Below are 18373 nucleotides of genomic sequence, written 5' to 3' on the forward strand. Positions count from 1 at the left end.
GCAGGGGACCGGGGGGTCGAGTTGAGCGACGTACGCAGCGCCGCGCGCATCCGAGTGGTGGCGCCGGCGGAGTTGAGCGAGGAGGAGGCCGAGGCCTGGCGCGAACTGCGCGCCAAGTCCGGCGCACCCGCCAACCCGTTCATGGAACCGGAGTTCACCCGGGCGGTCGGCCGGGTACGCCCCCGGTCCAGGATCGCCGTCGTACGGGACGGGGACGAGCCCGCGGGGTTCTTCCCCTACGAAACAGGCCCGTTGGGGCAGGGCAGAGCCATCGGCCGGGGCGTCTCCGACTGCCAGGGCGCGGTCCTGCGCCCCGGACTACGGCTCGCCGCGGGCGAGTTGCTGCGCGCCTGCTCCCTCTCGGCCTGGGAGTTCGACAACCTCGAAGCGGGCCAGGACCTCTTCGTCCCGGCCGCCGCCGAGGAGTTCGAGTCACCGGTCATCGACGTCGGGCAGGGGTACGGGGCGTACGAGGCGGTCCTGCGGGCCCAGTCGCCCAAGTTCCTCAGGACGACCACCGCGAAGGAACGTAAACTCGGCCGCGAGACCGGCGGGACCCGCTTCGTCTTCGACGAACGCGACCCCCTGGCGCTGCGCACGCTCATGGGGTGGAAGTCCGCGCAGTACCGCAGGACGGGCCGCCGCGACCGCTTCGCCAAGGAGTGGATCAGCGAACTGGTACGGCAGTTGGCGGTCACGCGCGCGCCCCGCTGCTCGGGGGTGCTCTCCGTGCTGTACGCGGCGGACCGGCCCGTCGCCGCGCACTTCGGGCTGCGCTCGCGCACGGTCCTGTCGTGCTGGTTCCCGGCGTACGACCCCGAGTTCGCGAAGTTCTCGCCCGGCCTGATCCTCCACCTGCGGATGGCGGAGGCCGCCGCCGCCGAGGGGATCGGCCTGCTCGACCTGGGACGCGGGGCGGCCGAGTACAAGGACGCGCTGAAGACCGGCGCGCTGCGGGTGTACGAGGGCTCGTCGGTACGCCCGGGGCCCCGGGCGGCCCTGTCCTGGCTGGGCCGCGAACCGGCCCGCCGCGCACACAGTTTCGTACGCAACCGGCCGAGGCTGGCCGGCTACGCGCAGCGGACCCTGAACCAGGTGGGCCGCCTGCGTGACCGGTGACCACTGAGGGGCTGACGGGGGGAGTGAGCGGTGCTCGACCGAACACGTACAGGCACAGGCAGGGGCACAGGCACAGGCACAGGCACGCGCGCGGACGAACACGCGGGCCCATGCACACCGGCCGCGACGACCAGGGGCGAGGCGGCGCTGCCCGACCTCCCGCCGCTCGCGGTCGCCGAGCTGGACCTCGACGGCCCCGACGGTGAGGTGCTGTCGCTGAGGCCGGCGCCCGGGGGCCCGCCCCTGGGCGAGGGCGGGGTGTACGCGCTGGTACGGCTCCGGGGCCGCCCCGCCGCGACCGTCCTCGGCCACGTGCGCGCGGGCGAGGACCCGGCGGAGGCGCTGAGGACGGCGTTCCGCACGCAGCGGACCGGCCGGGAACAACCGGACGAGCGCGACACCGAGCCCACGCTGACCCCGACCCGCACCCCCACCACTACCCGCACCCCCACTCTCCCCCGTGCCACCGTCGTCGTCGCCACCCGGGAGCGCGCCGCGCAACTCGCCCGCGCCCTCGACTCCCTCGTCGCCCAGGACCACCCCGACTTCCAGGTCCTCGTCGTCGACAACGCGCCCCGCACCACCGCCACCCGCGACCTCGTCCAGGGCCGTTACGCGGGCCGCGTCGACTACGTCGAGGAATCGGTCCCGGGCCTGGCCACCGCCCACAACCGGGGCATCGCCGCCTCGGACGGGGAGGTGCTCGCCTTCACCGACGACGACGTCATCGCCGATCCGCACTGGCTCACCGCCCTCACCGAACCCTTCGCCACCGACCCCGGCCTCGGCTGCACCACCGGCCTGATCCTCCCGGCCCGGCTCACCACCCCCGCGCAGATCCTGCTGGAGAGCCACGGCGGCTTCGCGAAGGGCTTTGCGCCACGGCTGTACGACCCGGCTCAACCGCCCCCCGACGAACCGCTGTTCCCCTTCACCGCGGGCAGCTTCGGCTCGGGCGCCAACATGGCCTTCCGGGCCCAAGTCCTCTCCTCCGTGGGCGGATTCGACCCCGCCACCGGCACCGGGACACCCGCCAGGGGCGGCGACGACCTCTACGCCTTCGTCCGGGTCCTGAGCGCGGGACACCGCCTGCGCTACACCCCCGGGGCGCTCGTCTGGCACCACCACCGCGAGACCTGGCAGGACCTGCGGAACCAGGCGTACGGGTACGGCGCCGGCCTCACCGCGTACCTCACCGCGATCCTGGTCCGCCGCCCCGCGCTGCTGCCCTCCCTCCTCCTGAAACTGCCACACGGCCTGGCCCACGCCCGCGCGATCACCGCCCAACGGGACGGCACAGCGACCGCCCCCGGCGCGCACGAGACCCCCGGCACCCCCGCCACGCCCGGCACGCACGGCGCCCAGTCCCACCCCTGGCCGCGCGAGCTGTCGCGACTGGAGCGCCGGGGCATGCTGTACGGTCCCGTCGGCTACGTCCGGGCCCGCCTGCGGCAGCGCGAGGGCGAGCGATGAGCGCGCGGCAGGCGGCGATCCCCGTCCTCCTCTACCACGCCGTGACGGACCACCCGCCCGCCTGGATCGCCGAATTCACCGTCACCCCGAGGGACTTCGCGGCGCACCTGGACGCCGTGGTCGCCGCGGGCCGTACCCCGGTACCGGTCAGCGCGCTCGCCCGCCACCTCGCGGACGGCCGCCCCCTGCCGCCCCGGCCCGTCGTCCTCACCTTCGACGACGGCTTCGCCGACCTGCCGGGCCCCACGGCCGAGGCGCTCGCCGCCCGCCACCTGCCCGCCACCGCCTACCTGACCACCGGGGCCATCACCCCGGGCCGCGTCAGCCTCCTCCCGCCGGCCCCGATGATGCGGATCGCGCAGGCCCCGCGACTGGCGTCGTACGGGATCGAGGTCGGCGCGCACACCGTCACCCACGCACAGTTGGACACCCTCCCCGCCCGCGACCTGAACCGCGAACTGCGCGACTCCAAGGCGGCGTTGGAGGATGTCCTCGGCCACGAGGTGGCACACCTCGCCTACCCGCACGGCTACAACAGCCCGGCGGTACGGCGCGCCTCCGCCGCCGCCGGGTACGCCTCGGCCGTCGCCGTACGGCACGCGCTCTCCTCGGGGCGCGACGAGTCGTACCGCATCGCACGGCTCATCGTGCGCCGCCGGCACACCGCGCGGGACGTCGAGCGGTGGATGGACGGCAGAGCGGCGGAGGGGGAGGCGGTGCGGGTCGCGCCGTTCGGCGACTCGCTGCCCACGCTGGGCTGGCGGCTCTACCGCAGGACCCGGGCCCGCCTGCGCGGACCGGAGTTCGCGGGGTGACCCCTCAACTCCCCTGAGCAACAAGGGCTTACGAGAACAACACAAACGCGGTGACAGTTCCTATACTTCGCTTCAGGGACAGCGGCGTGACGGCCGCGACCACATCTGTGGGGGGAGTCGCACTGTGCAGCAACGTGTGTCCACGCCGGTCCCGGGGAGCGGCGTGCTGCCCCTGCTGGAGGAGCGGGCGGACCCCGGGCGTATGGCGGACGAGCCACCCCCCGAGCGCACGAAGAAGTCCACCTCCCACGCGCAACTCGTCTCCTTATGGCTCCTGTTGGTCGCTGGAGGCTCGCTGTGGGCCTGGTCGTTGCCCCGGATCGGCTTCCGTGACATCGGGGACTTCGGGCTCCTCGACCGCTTCCCGGTCGTCTTCTACGTCTCGCTGGCCGTCCTGTCGGCCGGCTTCCTCGTCAGCCTGCGCCGCGCGGGCAACGCGCCCTGGTGGCCGCTGACCTACTGCGTCGCCATGCTCGTGGCGCTCAAGGCGCCACCGGCCCTGCTCTACGACTCGGTGCGTTACGCGTGGGCGTCGAAGCACGACGCCGTGATCGCCCGGCTCCTGTCCGAGGGGACGTTCCACCCGTACACCGAACTGTCCGGCGGCATGTCGGCGTACGACCAGTGGCCCGGCTTCTTCTCGCTCAACGCGGCGCTGGTCAGGGCCTTCGGCGTGGAGGGTGCCGCCGCGTACACCAACTGGGCGCCCGTGGCCTTCGGGTTGCTGATGATCCCGGTCCTGGTGCTCATCTACCGCACCTTCACCGACGACCGGCGCCTGGTGTGGACGGCGGTCTGGATCTTCCAGCTCGCCAACTGGGTGGGCCAGGACTACCTCGCCCCGCAGGCCTTCGCGTACCTGGTGTTCCTGACCGTGTTCGCCGTCGTCGTACGGCACTTCGTCCGGCCGGGCTCCGCCGGGCGGCTGCGCGACCCCGCGCACCTCGACCCGGCCGCGGCGCCCGTGCCCCCGTCCGCGACGCGGCGGCAGCGGGCGGTCGGCGTGGCGGTGCTCGTCCCGCTGATCGCCGCGGTCAACGCCTCGCACCAACTGACGCCCGTCATGCTCTGCATGACCCTGACGGCGCTCTGCCTCACCCGCCGCTACCGCAACCTCGGGCTGCTCGTGGTGACCGGGGCGGTGATGCTCGCCTGGGACCTGACGATGGGCCGCCCGCTGTTCCTGGACACCCTCGGCACCCTGCGCGACTCGGCGGGCCAACTGCTCAAGAACTCCCGCCCCGGATTCGCGGGTGAACCGACCGGCCCCGGACCGGAGTTGGTGGGTACAGCCAACATCCTGATGGTCGTCGCGCTCGCCGTACTCGCCGGGTCGGCCGTCCTGCTGCGGCGTCGGCTGACCCACGGCGCGCTGCCGTTGCTGCTGGCCGCGGCGGCGCCGGTGCCGCTCTTCGCGGTCAACGACTACGGCGGCGAAATGCTCTTCCGCGTCTACCTGTTCGGGCTGCCGGGCACGGCGTTCTTCGCCGCCGCCGCGCTCGTCCCGGCGGCCGCCCAGGCCGGCCGGGCCCGCCGCCTCGCGCGCCGGGTCGCGGTGGTGGCGCTGCCGGTCGCGCTGATCGCCCTGCTGGCCGGCTTCCTGCCCTCGTACTACGGCAAGGAGGGCATGCAGTACGCGCCGCCCGCGGAGACCGCGTTGGTGGAACGCGCCTACGACCGGGCGCCCGAGGGCTCACTGATCCTCGCCACCACCGGGTCGTTCCCGGGCGCGTACTACCACTACGACCGTTACGAGCGCTGGTTCTTCACCGAGCAGGAGGTCCCGGAGAACCTGAGGATGCTCAAGGACCCGGCGGGCTACCTGGACGCCGGCATCCCGCCCGGCCGGACCGCGTACGTGATCCTCACCCCGACGCAGGAGGAGGCGACCATCGGCGAGGGCTACCTGCCGGCCGGGGGCTTCGCGCGCATGAGCGAGGCGCTGAAGCGCTCGCCGCACTTCCGCGTGGTGGAGGAGAGCCGGTACGGCCTGGTCCTGGAGCACGTCGAGACCCCCGCGCCCACCCCACCCACCACCCCCTGACGCGGAGGCCACCGCCATGCGACCAGGAGACACCGACAACACCCACGCCACGACCAGCCCCAACAAGGAGCCCGCGCCCCCCGCCGAACAAGCCCAACCCCCCACCACCACGACGGAGCCCGCCGCGACGGCGGAGTCCGCGCCGAGGACGGAGTCCGCGCCGAGGACGGAGTCCGCGCCGAGGACGGAGCCCGCGCCGAGGACGGAGCCCGCCCCGAGGACGGAGCCCGCCCCGACGGCGGAATCCGCGCCGGCGGGGGAGTCTGCCCCCGAACCAGTGCTGCCCACAGCGGCAACTCCCGAGCCCGCAACTCCCAGGCCCGCAACCTCCGAGCCCGCCACCCTCACACCCCAGGCTCCCGAGCCCGAGCCCGCCACCGCCCCACCCGGGCCCCGTACCTCCCGCACCCACCACGCCTCCCGCGCCCCCCTCCCTCCCCGCGACCACCTCGCCCTCCGGGCCGCTCTTGCCCTGTCCGGCTGGGTCGCCCTGGCCGCCACCGTCCAGCCCGACGGGTGGCCCTCGCGGTGGATACCGGTCCTCCTCTTCGTGACCCTCGGCCCCGGCCTCGCCCTCCTGCTCCCGCAACCGCCGCGCCCCGCCGCCCGGCTGGAGGTGCTGGCGCTCGCCGCGCCCCTGAGCCTCTCCCTCGCCACGCTCGCCGCCACCGCGCTGTTCCTGGTGTCCGGCTTCTCGGCCACCGTCTTCCTCGCCTCGCTCGCCACCGTCACCACCCTCGCGAGCCTCCTCCCCGCCCTCCCCCTGCCTGCCGCCAGGCAGACCCTCCCCCTGCCCGCCGCCAGGCAGACCCCCCTGCCCGCCGCCAGGCAGACCCCCCTGCCCGCCGCCAGGCAGACCCCCCTGCCCGCCGCCAGGCAGGGCACGACCGAGCGGACCGCGTTACGCGAGCCGGATCCCGAGGTCCCCCGATGACGGAACGCCCGCCCCGTAACACCCGCGGGGCCGCCCTCCTCGCCGTCGCCCTGACCGCGATCGGCGCGCTGCTCACCGGAGCCGGCCTCTGGATCGACCGGCAGGAGAACGGACCGACGCCCCAGGCGAGTTGCGCACCCACCCCCCTGCTGGAGTCACCCTGCGGAGCCTGGTGGGGCGCGTACGTGCCGTACGCGGAGAACGGCTCGCTCACCGACGCCGTCCACGGCTTCGAGCGCAGGATCGGCCGCAAGCTCGACCTTGTCTACAACTACCACGACATGTCCGGCACCCCGCTCGACGGGACGCTCCTCACCCCCGACGAGAGGGAACTGGGCACGGACCGGATGCTGATGCTCGCCTGGGAGTCCACCGTCTGGACCGAGCCGCACCACCGGAACTGGACAGAGACACAGCTCGGTTGGGACAAGGTCGCCTCCGGGGACCTCGACGAGGAGATCATCGATCCGCAGGCCCGCCGCCTCAAGGCGTACGGCAAACCGGTCTTCTTCTCCTTCGACCAGGAGACCGACTTCCGCACCCCGGACGCCGGCACCCCCGAGGAGTTCGTCGCCGCCTACCGGCACCTCTACGACCGGTTCGAGCAGCTCGGCGTGGACAACGTGGTGTGGGTGTGGACCGTGTCCGGCTACCTGGGCAACGCCGAGCTGATGAAGAAGCTCTACCCGGGGGACGCGTACGTCGACTGGATCGGCATGGACCAGTACAACTACTTCCAGTGCCACGACTCCCCGGACTGGCTCGACTTCGACCGCAGCCAGCGCCCGTCGTACGACTGGCTGCGCGCGAACATCTCGGACTCCAAGCCGGTGATGCTCTCCGAGTTCAGTACGGCACCCGACCCGGCCAGGCCCGACCGGCAGCGCGGTTGGTACGAGGCCATCCCGAAGACCGCGCCGACCCTGCCGAAGGTGAAGGCGCTGGTGCACTGGAACCGCCCCGTACCGGGCCCCGACTGCGACCTGACCGTCAACAAGGGCCCGGCGCTGGAGGGTTACCGGAAGGCGGGCCGCGACGGCTACTTCAATCAGCCGCTGCCCGCTCCGTAGCGCCGTACAAGAAGTGCCCGTACGGCGAGCGCCACGCCCGCCACCCCGGCCACCCCCAGGAACACCGGCACGGGCGCGGCGGCGAACGCCTGCTGCGCCGCCCAGCCGGTGATCACCAGCACCCACAACACCCCGGCGACCACCCGGCCGTCGGCCCGTACGGCCCACAGGGCCAGGGCGGCCAGCCCGAGACACAGCAGTTGGAGGGCCACCGGCAGCGCGCGCAGCACGTCGTCCCGCCCGAACGCCCCACCACCCGACGGAAGATGAAGATGCCCCACCGCATCGGTCAGGACGTCAGCGACCGGCCCGTGCCAGGGCCCCGCGGCCCGATCGGGCCGTACGCCGAGCAGCGGGGGCGCCGCGTGCAGCGACGCGAAACTGATCAGCAGCCCGGTCCCGAGGAGCACCGGCCGGGGCCGGACCAGTGACGCGGCGGCGCACTGGACGACCACCAGCAGGATGCCCCCGGCGAGGGTCAGCGGCGGCAGGGCGTCGAGCAACTCCCGCCCGGTCAAAGGGGCTTGGCCGAGCGGTACGACCCGTACCAGCGGCGACCAGATCAGCCCGGCCGCCAGCCCGAGCAGCAGCCACAGCAGCGTGATCCAGCGATCCTCACGCGCACTCCCCACCGCGGGCCGCCGCGCGGCCCCCACCGGGACGCCGACGGCCGGTGAGCCGGAGGGGTGCGGGCGCTGCCGGCTCGCGTGGTGCGGATACGCCGTCCGCCGGGCCCAGTTGGTGCCGTACCCGTCGTCCGGCGGTACGGTCCGCGGCTCGCCGCCCTCCTGCCGTAGGCCCCCGGCCCCCGCCCCCGCCCCCTCCCGTCGTGCGAGCCGTGCGACCCGCGCGCCCCGCGCCGGCCAGGTGGCGCGCGGCGGCCGGCCGCTCAGCGCCGCCCGCAGCCCCGGCGCCGCGACCAGCGCGACCAGCGTCATGGACCCCAGCATCGCCAGGCCCGCCCCGGAGATCCCGGTGGGCCCGAGCAGGACCGTCGCGCTGCCCAGCACCAGCAGGCACATCCCGCCCTGGAGGACCGCGAGCATGCCCGTACGGCCCTGGACGCGCAGCACCCCGATGTACAACTCGACCACCACGCGGGGGAGCGCGGCGGCCGCCAGCAGCCGCAGCACGGTCGTGCCGTGCGAGGCGTAGTCCGCCCCGAACGGCGCGAGCACCTGCGGGGCGAAGACCACCAGCACCAGGACGACCGGCACCAGCAGGACCGTCATCCGGCGCAGCGCCCCCCGCACCCCCTCCGCCAGCCGCTCGGGACGGTGCGAGGCGTGGGCGGTGAGCGAGGAGGCCATGTTGATGGCCATGAACTCCATCGTGCCGCCGACGGTGTACGCGGTGTAGAAGAAGGCGTTGTGCGCGGCGTCGAAGCGGACCGCGACCATCACCGGCAGCAGGTTGATCATCGCGAGGCTGAAGAGCGCCCCGACCGAGTCCCCGGCGAGGAACCGCCCGATGTCCCGCGGGCTCAGCGGTTCACGGTCGTGGTCGGCCTCGGCCTGGCGGGGGATGAGCTTGCGGAAGATCAGCCAGCCGAGCGGCAGGACGGACAGGGCGATCGCGGCGGCCCAGGAGACGAACACGCCGAGGACGGGCATCGCCGTGGCGAACGCGACGAGCAGCAGCAGCTTGCCGATCGAGAAGACGGCGTTGCCGACCGGCACCCAGAAGGCCTTCCTGAGCCCGGTCAGCACACCGTCCTGGAGGGTGAGCAGGGCCCAGGTCACGCAGGAGGCGGTGAAGACGAGCCCGGCGGTGAGGCCGTCGAGAGGCGCGTACGACGGGCCCCAGAGGTCGAGGGTCAGCAGGAACACCACACAGGCGACGCAGACGACCAGCGAACTGACCGCGTACGCGCGCAGGACCAGCGAGCCGGTGGCCCGGCCGGCCCGGGGCACGTACCGCACCACCGCGCCGATCATGGTGGTCGCGGTGATCGAGGCGAGCAGCCGCATGGCGGCGATGGCCGCCGAGCCCTGCCCGACGGCCTCTTCGGTGTAGTAGCGGGCGGCGACGAGCCAGAAGCCCAGGCCCAGGGCGGCGGAGACGCCGGTGGAGAGCATGAGCGCGTACGCGTTGCGGAACATCGAGTCGTGCCCGGCACGCGCGGCGTCCGCCGTCCCGGCCGGGCCGGCGGGACCCCGCAGCCGGGTGGTCCCGGCCACCTCAGCCGTGCCCGTCCCACACGGCCGGCCGGGCGCCGGAGGCGGTGAGGACGCGGATGACCTCGTCGGCGCGGCGCGGGTCGGCGGGCAGGGCGTGCCGGGCGAACCAGGCGGCGGGCGCGGGGTGCGGCGACGGATCGGTGAAGATCTCGCCGGCGTAGGTGTCGAGCGGCGGGTCGTAGAGGTAGCCGGTGGTGATACGACGCCGGGCGAGCGCGGCGATGGCCGCGTCACGGTCCTGGACGAGGAGGGGCACGCGGAACAGCGGCTGCACGGCGGTCCCGCCTCCTCCCCAGGTGGTGTCCAAGAGCCTTTCCGTACCGGCCCGGTGGGCGTCCAGGCGTGCGTCGAGGCCGGCGAGCAGCCGCTCGGTACGCCGCAGACGGGTGCGCCCGGGCCGCAGCCGGTAGTCGTGCATGTCGACACGCACCCAGGAGTGGAAGCCGCTCAGCCCGGACTCCCCGGCGAGCGCCTGCTTGAGCTCACCGGCCCGCAGCGGCATGCGGATCGCCTCCCGTTCCTCCTGGCCGAGCGCGCGCAACGCGGCGCGCGCGGCCCGTACCAGACGCAGCCCGCGCACGCCGGCCTCGGCGTACGGCCGGACGGCATAGGCGAGTTCGGCGCCGAGCCGGGAGGGGAGAAGCAACTCGTCGCGGGCCAGGGCCAGTTCCGTACGGACAGCCGGATCCGCCACCGCCAGGAAACCCCCGGTCTTGGCCCCCACATGCTTGGAGAGGCTGAACACGGACGCGTCCCCGAACCCGCCGACGGGCCGCCCGGCCACCGCGCTGCCGATGGCGTGCGCGGCGTCCTCGATCAGCGGAATCCCCAACATGTCGCAGCGGGAGCGGAGTTCGGGAGCCGGGTCGGGATTCCCGTACAGATTCGTGGTCAGTACGGCGGACAGGCCGCGCCAGTCGGAGTCCGGCACGCGGTCGAGGTCGATCGACCCGTCGTGCGGGTGCAAGGGCGCCTGTACGGGCCGCAGGCCGGCGGCGAGCACCACGAAGAAGATGACGTCGTCGTTGACCGGCGACATGAGGACCCGCCCGCCGGGCGGACACCAGTGGCGCAGCGCCAGATACAGCCCGAAGCGGCACGACGGCACGTACAGACATTCCCTGCCGAGGCGATGGCGCATGAGCGACTCCAGACCGGAGTACGCGGTGCGCCCACTGTTCTCCGCCGGGCAGCTCTCCCCAAGAGCCATTCCGATTCCCCCCTGCCCCGGGCTCAATGTGGCCCATACCGGACGGCCGCGTCAATAAGGCGGGGGGAGGGGAGGCGCGGGGCGGATGTTGGGGGCGGATGCGGGGACCGGATGCCGGGGGCGGATGCCGGGACTGGACGTCGGGACTGGATGCCGGACTGGACGCGCGGGCCGGACGCAGGGACCCGGGCGCCGGATCGGACGCCCGGACCGGACGTCGGACCGCTGTCGGTACGATCCCCGGATGCGGCGCGTTCTGGTGGTGGGCATCAGCGGGGCCGGCAAATCCACGCTCGCGCGGACCCTGGCCGGCGAACTCGCCCTGCCCTACTACGAGATGGACGCCCTGCACTTCACCGGCCCCGGCTGGGCGGTGGACGAGGACTTCGCGGCCCGGGTGGCCGACATCGCGGCCTCACCGTCCTGGATCTTCGACTCGTTCGGTTACCCCGAGGTCCGCGACCTGCTGTGGGAACACGCCGACACGGTGGTCTGGCTGGACTACCCGAGGCGGGTCGTGATGCCGAGGGTGCTGCGGAGATCGCTGAGGCGGACCGTACGCCGGGAACGCATCTTCGGCGGCAACAGGGAAACGCTGGCGGCCTGGTTCCGCCGCGACCACCCGGCCTGGTGGGCCTGGTCCCAACACGCCCCGCGCCGCTCGGAGATAACCCACCGCACTACTAACCCACGCTTCGCCCCACTGCGGGTAGTAAGACTGACGACCCCGGCGGAGACGCGGGGTTGGGTGCGGGTTCAGATCAAGACCTAGTCGGGGTGGGCGTTGTTGTTCTGTGTGACGTGGGGGCCGCCCCTTGCTGTTGAGTGTCGCGGTTTCGGGTCGGGCGTCAAGGGCGCTCCTTCGTCGCGTCGGCAAGCCGATTCCGCTTCGCTCCACCCTTGACTCCCGCCCCGAAACCGCAAGTGAAGGCGAGGGGGGGCGGCCCGGGGGAGGGGTCCCCCGGGAAGGCCCGGGAGCGGCTGGGCTATCAGCCCGGGCTGCGGCTCCGGCCGTGGTTTGCGCACCACTTGAATGGGGCGGTGACGACTCGGCTCAGCGGCTGACCACCGCCTGTTGGCAGGTGTACAAGCACCGTGTCTGAGATCCGTAGGCGAGCTGCGGGGCGGGGAGAGGGACATCCGATCCGGCGACCAGGACACCCCATCTCCCCAGGCCTGGGAGTCCAGTCCCCTGCGGACCATCCCTCCCCGGCCTTGCGTCCTGTGTTCCGTTGACCGGAACCCAGGACACACGACCCGCCAGATAGGACCGGGGAAGGGCCAGACAGCGCCTGCGGGCCACCTCACTCACCCCACCAACCCCACCCGCCTCCCGGCCCGAGCTTGCTGTCCACATGTGGGCCGGTGGACGGCAACCGACGGCTGAGACCACCCCACCACCCACCCCAGCCAAGCCGTATGCCGCATTCGCCCAGGCCTGAAGTCCCTTGTCGGTCCTGTCTCCCCGGCCTTGTGCGCTGTGTTCCGTTGAGCCGCACCCAGGACACACAACCCGCCTAATGGGGTCGGGGGTGGCAACCGACCGCCGCACCACCACACCCCGCCCGGGCATCTGTCGCATTGGCCGAGGCTCGGGAGTCCTCTGGGGTCTCTTCTCCCCGGCCTTGCGTGCTGCGTTCCGTTGATTCGCACTCAGGGCACAAAGCCTGCCGGATGGGGCTGGGGGAGGGGTGGATGGGGTCTGCGGATCACCTCGCCTGCCGCACCCGCCCCACCTCATTAGCCTCCCAGGGCGGGTGTGATGTCCGCATGGCCGGTGGGTGGCGACCGACCGTTGAGACCACCCCACCAACAGGACGAATGCCCTATTTGCCCTGCCTTGGGAGTCTCCTGGCGGCCCTTCCTCCCCAGTCTTGTGTGCTGTGTTCGGTTCGTGCGTACCCCGGGCACATCACCGGGCGGTAGGGGGAAGGCTTCCCGCCTGTCCCCCTCCACCCACCCAGCTCAGACACGGTGCTTGTACGCCTGTCAGCGGACGGCCGGCTAGCCGCTGAGCCGAGTCGCACAGCCCCATTCAAGTGGTGCGCAAAACCCCAACCGGAGCCGCAGCCCGGAAAGAAACGGCAACCGCTCCCGGAGTGTCCCGGGGGACCCCTCCCCCGGGCCGCCCCCCTCGCCTTCACTTGCGGTTTCGGGGCGGGGGTCAAGGGTGGAGCGAAGCGGAATCGGCTTGCCGACGCGACGAAGGAGCGCCCTTGACGCCCGACCCGAAACCGCGACACTCAACAGCAAGGGGCGGCCCCCAGGTTGATCAATGCAAGAACGGTGACCTCGACCGGGTCTTGGTTTGAACCCGCACCCACCAACCCACCCCCCCTCACTCCTCCACCATCAACCCATCCCGCAGTTTGTCCAGCGTCCGCGTGAGCAGGCGTGACACGTGCATCTGTGAGATGCCCAGTTCCTCGCCGATCTCCGACTGGGTCATGTTGGCCACGAACCGCAGCGAGAGGATCTGCCGGTCCCGCTGGGGGAGTTCCGCGATCATGGGCTTGAGCGACTCGACGTACTCGATGCCCTCCAGGCCGTGGTCGTCGTAGCCGATCCGGTCCGACAGGGAGCCCTCCGCGTCGTCCTCCGTCGGCTGGGCGTCCAGTGAGCTCGCCGTGTACGCGTTGCTCGCCGTCATCCCCTCGACCACCTCGTCGTGGGTGAGGCCCAGCCGCTCGGCCAGCTCGCCCACGGTCGGTGCCCGGTCGAGGCGCTGCGCCAGCTCGTCACTCGCCTTCGCGAGTTCGAGGCGCAGCTCCTGGAGCCTGCGCGGCACCCGTACCGACCACGACGTGTCGCGGAAGAAGCGCTTGATCTCGCCGACGATCGTCGGCATCGCGAACGTGGGGAACTCCACGCCCCGGCTCAACTCGAAGCGGTCGATGGACTTGATCAGGCCGATCGTGCCGACCTGGACGATGTCCTCCATCGGTTCGCTGCGGGAGCGGAAGCGGGAGGCCGCGAACTTCACCAGGGCCAGATTCAGCTCGACGAGGGTGTTGCGGACGTACGCGTGCTCGTACGTGCCCTCTTCGAGGGCTTCGAGGCGGGCGAAGAGCGTCTTGGACAGGGCCCGGGCATCAACCGCCCCCACCGCGTCGAAGGGTGGGATCTCGGGCAGGCTCTCCAGTCCGGTGCGGAGGTCCGCACGGAGGTCCGTACGGTGCCCCGTACGGGTTTCGGAGAGCGGTTCGTCGAGCGGTTCGTCGAGCCGGGGTGCCATGGTGTGTCTCCTCCATCGTTCTCGGCATGTGGCCGCCGAAGCCAATACGCGCTGCTGCGGTTTGCGGCGCCTCCGAAGCCGGTCGTGTGGAATGTGTCCCTACAAGCCCTACCTGCTCGGTATGGACAGTTGCAAGTGCTAATTGTTCTGTTTGCCCTTATTGTGGGGGAGTTCGGCTACCGGTCGGCCTGTGAAAGGCGTAATGTTCGACCGGCGTCAACGGCATGCGACGCGCGCGAACTTCCGACGATGGCTACCAGACGCGAAGAGGGACGGGAATGGACCGGCAGACGGTCGGCAGCGCGAACCGAGGCCGACTTCGGGTCGAGGTTCGGACCGAGGGCCGGAGCGAGGTCGTGACCGCGGCCGGCGAGTTGGACCACCACACGGCGGACGTTCTCCGGGTACCGCTGGAGACGGCGCTCGAGCAGGGCCGGGTACGCCTGGTCATCGACTGCTCACAGCTCGAATTCTGCGATTCCACCGGGCTCAACGTGCTGCTCGGTGCCCGCCTTACGGCGGACGCCGCCGGCGGCGGGGTCCATCTGGCGGGCATGCAGCCCGTCGTGGCCAGGGTCTTCGAGATCACGGGGGCGGACGCGGTCTTCACCCTCCATGATTCCGTCGAAGACGCCCTGGCGGACTGAAGCGGACACGGGTACGTGACCCCCTACTCCCCCCGTCACTTCCCTCGTCGCGCCGGCGCCCGCGCCGGCCGCGCCGTGGGCCGGACGGGTCCTCGTGACTTTCACACCGGTGATGTGGGTGTTGTCACGATAGGCAGGGGCAGGAGACTCCCCGCAGGCCCACCGACCCAGCTCCCCCGATCTGGTCTGTGACGTGCAGTGCGTGTATTGATCGATGTAGTGAATCGATGTAGTGACCTGTGATGACGAACTGGAATTCGGTGAATCGGTGAGGTGAAGCGCTGATGAGCACCACCCGGCAGCCTCCGCCGGGCGACCTCGGCCCCGAGCCGGACGACGCGGGAAACACCTCCGCACCGTCCGACCGGCGGGTACGCGCGCTCGCGCTGTCCGACGCGAGCGGGGTCGTCCCGCTCGCGCGTGACTTCACCCGCCAGGCGCTCCACGACTGGGGCTGGCTCCCCGCGGCGACCGCCGACCGGCGGGCGGCCGCGGAAGACGTCCTGCTGGTCGTCTCCGAGCTGGTCACGAACGCGTGCCTGCACGCCGAAGGACCCGAGGAGCTGCGCGTCTCGACCCACGCGAAGGTGCTGCGCCTGGAGGTCTCGGACCGCGGCGCGGGACAGCCCGAGCCCCGCACCCCGCACCGTGCCGGCCGCCCCGGCGGGCACGGCATGTTCATCGTCCAGCGGCTCTGCCTCGACTGGGGTGTCGTACGGAACCCCGGCGAGACGGGCAAGACGGTCTGGGCGGAGCTGGCGGCCCCGCCCTCGTGAGAGGCCGCCCGCGAAGACGAGAGGCCGCCCCCGAAGGCCCCGCGCTCCTGAGAGATGGACCACAGGCAGAAGCGGAACCTTTCCTTCGCATTCGCGGGTGTCCCGCGGGATCGACTCCCTGACCCGCAGGCACCGGCGATCGCTACCCAAGGCGCGCCCGGCGCGGACTACCATCACCCCATGACCCGTGTACTGCTCGCCGAGGACGACGCATCCATCTCGGAGCCGCTGGCCCGCGCCCTGCGTCGGGAGGGTTACGAGGTCGAGGTCCGCGAAGACGGTCCGACCGCCCTCGACGCCGGCCTCCAAGGTGGGGTCGACCTGGTCGTTCTCGACCTCGGTCTGCCCGGAATGGACGGCCTGGAAGTCGCCCGCAGGCTCCGCGCCGAGGGCCACACCGTGCCGATCCTCGTGCTCACCGCCCGCGCCGACGAGGTGGACACCGTGGTCGGGCTGGACGCCGGCGCCGACGACTACGTGACCAAGCCGTTCCGCCTGGCCGAACTGCTCGCCCGCGTGAGGGCCCTCCTCCGGCGCGGCGCCACCGACCCCTCGCCCGCCCCCGCCACCCACGGCGTGCGGATCGACGTCGAGTCGCACCGCGCCTGGATGGGCGACGAGGAGCTCCAGCTCACCGCGAAGGAGTTCGACCTCCTGCGCGTCCTGGTCCGCGACGCCGGCCGGGTCGTCACCCGTGACCAGCTGATGCGCGAGGTCTGGGACACCACGTGGTGGTCGTCCACCAAGACCCTCGACATGCACATCTCCTGGCTGCGCAAGAAGCTCGGCGACGACGCGGCGAACCCCCGGTACATCGCGACGGTACGGGGCGTCGGCTTCCGCTTCGAGAAGAGCTAGGCACCTTGCGCCGTCGTCTCATCCAATCCACGCTCGCGGTGGTGCTCGTCGTCATCGCGGTGTTCGGGGTGTCGCTCGTCATCGTCGAGACCCGCACCATCAGCAGCAGCGCCCAGGAGAGCGTGGACAACGAGGCCGTCCGGATCGGCAGCATCGTCGACAGCCGCCTCCTCGGCGGCGAGAACATCACCCCCGGCATGCTGGCCGACCAGATCAGCAAGGACCGCTACGCCCGGGTCGACATCCCCGGCCACCCGCCCGTCCAGTTCGGCGACCACCCCACCGGCAGCGTCATCCGGGGCAAGGCGACCGGCGAGCAGGGCGAGAAGGTGGTGGTCGAGGAGCGCCGTTCCTCCGTCACCCGTGAGGTCGGCCGCACTCTCCTGATCATCGGCGGGGTCGCGCTCCTCGCCGTCATCGCCGCCGTCCTGCTCGCGGTGCGGCAGGCCAACAAGCTGGCCTCGCCGCTCACCGACCTCGCCGAGACCGCCGAGCGCCTCGGCTCCGGCGACCCGCGCCCCCGCCACAAGCGGTACTCGGTGCCCGAGCTGGACCGGGTCGCCGACGTCCTCGACTCCAGCGCCGAGCGGATCGCCCGCATGCTCACCGCCGAGCGGCGCCTCGCCGCCGACGCGTCGCACCAGCTCCGTACCCCCCTCACCGCGCTGTCCATGCGGCTGGAGGAGATCTCCGCCACCGACGACCTGGACACCGTCAAGGAGGAGGCCACGATCGCGCTCACGCAGGTCGAGCGGCTGACGGACGTGGTGGAGCGGCTGCTCACCAACGCGCGCGACCCCCGTACCGGCTCCGCCGTCGCCTTCGACATCGACGAGGTCGTCAAGCAGCAGCTGGAGGAGTGGCGCTCCGCCTACCGCAGCGCCGGGCGGGCGATCGTCTGTTCGGGCCGCAACGGCATGCGGGCCGTCGGCACCCCGGGCGCGGTCGCCCAGGTCCTCGCCGCCCTGATCGAGAACTCACTCATGCACGGCGGCGGTACGGTCGCGCTGCGCACGCGCGTCACCGGCAACCAGTCCGTCATCGAGGTGACCGACGAGGGGCCCGGGGTGCCCGCCGACCTCGGCGCCCGGATCTTCGAGCGGTCCATCAGCGGCCGCAACTCCACCGGCATCGGCCTGGCCGTGGCCCGCGACCTCGCGGAGGCGGACGGCGGGCGGCTCGAACTGCTCCAGCAGCACCCGCCGGTCTTCGCGCTCTTCCTCAGCCGGGAGGCGCGCACCCGCAAGGCGCCGCACACGTCGCGGGGCGACGACGGCGGCGACCGCCCGGTGCGCTGAGCGGCTCGTACGGCTCAGCTCTGGATCCGATCGGCGGGCCGCCGCTCCAGGAACGATTCGCCTGCCTCGTCCTCCGGCCGCGGCACGGACAGGAACACCCAGCTGCGGTACGACCAGAAGCGGAACAGCGTCGCGACCCCGATGCCCAGGAACTTGAACACGTTGCTCTGGAGCGGGGTGTCCCAGCCGAACCCGTACGTCGCGGCGTAGAGGATCCCGTTCTCGATCACCAGGCCGACCACGCTGAACAGCAGGAACAGCGACAGTTCCTTCGTACGCCGGGTCTTGTCGCGGTCCCGGTACGTGAAGTGGCGGAAGCCCACGTAGTTGAAGACGATCGCCACGACCGTGGCGAGGATGCCGGCCCGTACCACCGGTACGTCCGTGCTGTGCCGTACGAGGTTGAAGACCACCAGATTGACCAGCAGCCCCACGGCGCCCACCGCACCGAACTTGGCGGCCTCGCGCGCGAGCCGGTCCAGCCGCACACGGAGTGCGCCCCGTTCGCCCATGCCCGTTCAGCCCCGTCCGGTCGATGTCCCTGTGCCGGACATGCTAACCAGCGACCCTGTCCGCCGACGGTGGCCGGGGACCGTGGCCAACGACACACCTGGGGCCACGCAAGGACATGTCGGGGGCCACGGAAGGACACACCTGGGGCCCCGGTGACGCGCTGTAGGCCCTCCGCGGCCCCCTCCCGACGGCTCCACCGGC

The 18373-nt window shown here is 72.2% G+C and carries 15 protein-coding genes; 11 read left to right on the forward strand and 4 right to left on the reverse strand.

Features of this window, described 5'->3' with window-relative positions:
- Positions 1–21: 21 nt before the first annotated feature.
- From HA039_RS21325 to HA039_RS21350, 6 genes are all read left to right on the forward strand, one after another.
- Positions 22–1119, forward strand: a complete 1098-nt coding sequence (locus HA039_RS21325; RefSeq protein ID WP_243869640.1) for a GNAT family N-acetyltransferase — start codon at positions 22–24, stop codon at positions 1117–1119.
- A 147-nt stretch (positions 1120–1266) separates the two neighbouring features.
- Positions 1267–2592 (forward strand): glycosyltransferase family 2 protein, encoded by a 1326-nt coding sequence (locus tag HA039_RS21330; RefSeq protein WP_167037277.1) that lies wholly within the window; start codon positions 1267–1269, stop codon positions 2590–2592.
- Complete coding sequence (locus HA039_RS21335; protein WP_167032429.1) at positions 2589–3407, forward strand: polysaccharide deacetylase family protein; 819 nt, start codon at positions 2589–2591, stop codon at positions 3405–3407. Before HA039_RS21330 ends, HA039_RS21335 begins: the two co-directional genes overlap by 4 nt.
- Positions 3408–3531: 124 nt before the next feature.
- The gene (locus HA039_RS21340) at positions 3532–5451 is read left to right on the forward strand and encodes a hypothetical protein (protein ID WP_167032431.1); all 1920 of its coding nucleotides are present in this window, start codon (positions 3532–3534) and stop codon (positions 5449–5451) included.
- A 16-nt stretch (positions 5452–5467) separates the two neighbouring features.
- Positions 5468–6385, forward strand: a complete 918-nt coding sequence (locus HA039_RS34145) for a hypothetical protein (RefSeq protein WP_167032433.1) — start codon at positions 5468–5470, stop codon at positions 6383–6385.
- Positions 6382–7455: a glycoside hydrolase family 26 protein gene (locus HA039_RS21350; protein WP_167032435.1), complete on the forward strand. Its 1074-nt coding sequence runs from the start codon at positions 6382–6384 to the stop codon at positions 7453–7455. The genes HA039_RS34145 and HA039_RS21350 overlap by 4 nt, the downstream gene beginning before the upstream one ends.
- Here HA039_RS21350 and HA039_RS21355 read toward each other — a convergent pair.
- Positions 7434–9557, reverse strand: coding sequence for a lipopolysaccharide biosynthesis protein (locus HA039_RS21355; RefSeq protein WP_243870200.1), 2124 nt, complete (start codon positions 9555–9557; stop codon positions 7434–7436). The two genes, HA039_RS21350 and HA039_RS21355, sit on opposite strands and share 22 nt — an antisense overlap.
- A 79-nt stretch (positions 9558–9636) precedes the next feature.
- Complete coding sequence (locus tag HA039_RS21360; protein WP_167037280.1) at positions 9637–10776, reverse strand: DegT/DnrJ/EryC1/StrS family aminotransferase; 1140 nt, start codon at positions 10774–10776, stop codon at positions 9637–9639.
- A gap of 313 nt (positions 10777–11089) precedes the next feature.
- Between HA039_RS21360 and HA039_RS21365 the strand changes: the two genes are divergently transcribed.
- On the forward strand, positions 11090–11617 hold the full coding sequence (locus tag HA039_RS21365) for an AAA family ATPase (protein WP_167032437.1): 528 nt from the start codon (positions 11090–11092) through the stop codon (positions 11615–11617).
- A gap of 1566 nt (positions 11618–13183) precedes the next feature.
- Here HA039_RS21365 and HA039_RS21370 read toward each other — a convergent pair.
- Complete coding sequence (locus tag HA039_RS21370; protein WP_167032439.1) at positions 13184–14080, reverse strand: RNA polymerase sigma factor SigF; 897 nt, start codon at positions 14078–14080, stop codon at positions 13184–13186.
- Positions 14081–14358: 278 nt separating this feature from the next.
- On the opposite strand from HA039_RS21370, the gene HA039_RS21375 reads away from it, so the two are divergent.
- The 4 genes from HA039_RS21375 (at position 14359) to HA039_RS21390 (ending at position 17659) form a co-directional block, all read left to right on the forward strand.
- Positions 14359–14727, forward strand: coding sequence for an STAS domain-containing protein (locus HA039_RS21375; protein WP_167032441.1), 369 nt, complete (start codon positions 14359–14361; stop codon positions 14725–14727).
- A gap of 284 nt (positions 14728–15011) precedes the next feature.
- Positions 15012–15503 (forward strand): ATP-binding protein, encoded by a 492-nt coding sequence (locus HA039_RS21380; RefSeq protein WP_167032443.1) that lies wholly within the window; start codon positions 15012–15014, stop codon positions 15501–15503.
- A 180-nt stretch (positions 15504–15683) separates the two neighbouring features.
- Entirely contained in the window at positions 15684–16361 is a 678-nt protein-coding gene (locus HA039_RS21385) for a response regulator transcription factor (protein ID WP_167032446.1), read from the forward strand.
- A gap of 5 nt (positions 16362–16366) precedes the next feature.
- Entirely contained in the window at positions 16367–17659 is a 1293-nt protein-coding gene (locus HA039_RS21390; protein ID WP_167032448.1) for an ATP-binding protein, read from the forward strand.
- A gap of 14 nt (positions 17660–17673) precedes the next feature.
- Here the strand turns inward: HA039_RS21390 and HA039_RS21395 are convergent, their stop codons facing one another.
- Positions 17674–18171 carry a GtrA family protein gene (locus HA039_RS21395; RefSeq protein WP_167032450.1) on the reverse strand — a complete coding sequence of 166 codons (498 nt, stop codon included), beginning with the start codon at positions 18169–18171 and terminating at the stop codon, positions 17674–17676.
- Between the last annotated feature and the right edge of the window lie 202 nt (positions 18172–18373).

Origin of the sequence: Streptomyces liangshanensis, assembly GCF_011694815.1 — a bacterium.
Classification (GTDB): Bacteria; Actinomycetota; Actinomycetes; order Streptomycetales; family Streptomycetaceae; genus Streptomyces; species Streptomyces liangshanensis.

Bases quoted from the DNA above. Each gene is read 5' to 3' on its own strand.
- HA039_RS21360 (WP_167037280.1), bottom strand. From the start codon at position 10,776: ATGCGCCATCGCCTCGGCAGGGAATGTCTGTACGTGCCGTCGTGCCGC.
- HA039_RS21370 (WP_167032439.1), bottom strand. From the start codon at position 14,080: ATGGCACCCCGGCTCGACGAACCGCTCGACGAACCGCTCTCCGAAACC.
- HA039_RS21365 (WP_167032437.1), top strand. From the start codon at position 11,090: ATGCGGCGCGTTCTGGTGGTGGGCATCAGCGGGGCCGGCAAATCCACG.
- HA039_RS21385 (WP_167032446.1), top strand. From the start codon at position 15,684: ATGACCCGTGTACTGCTCGCCGAGGACGACGCATCCATCTCGGAGCCG.
- HA039_RS21335 (WP_167032429.1), top strand. From the start codon at position 2,589: ATGAGCGCGCGGCAGGCGGCGATCCCCGTCCTCCTCTACCACGCCGTG.
- HA039_RS21380 (WP_167032443.1), top strand. From the start codon at position 15,012: ATGAGCACCACCCGGCAGCCTCCGCCGGGCGACCTCGGCCCCGAGCCG.
- HA039_RS21350 (WP_167032435.1), top strand. From the start codon at position 6,382: ATGACGGAACGCCCGCCCCGTAACACCCGCGGGGCCGCCCTCCTCGCC.
- HA039_RS34145 (WP_167032433.1), top strand. From the start codon at position 5,468: ATGCGACCAGGAGACACCGACAACACCCACGCCACGACCAGCCCCAAC.
- HA039_RS21395 (WP_167032450.1), bottom strand. From the start codon at position 18,171: ATGGGCGAACGGGGCGCACTCCGTGTGCGGCTGGACCGGCTCGCGCGC.
- HA039_RS21375 (WP_167032441.1), top strand. From the start codon at position 14,359: ATGGACCGGCAGACGGTCGGCAGCGCGAACCGAGGCCGACTTCGGGTC.
- HA039_RS21355 (WP_243870200.1), bottom strand. From the start codon at position 9,557: ATGTTCCGCAACGCGTACGCGCTCATGCTCTCCACCGGCGTCTCCGCC.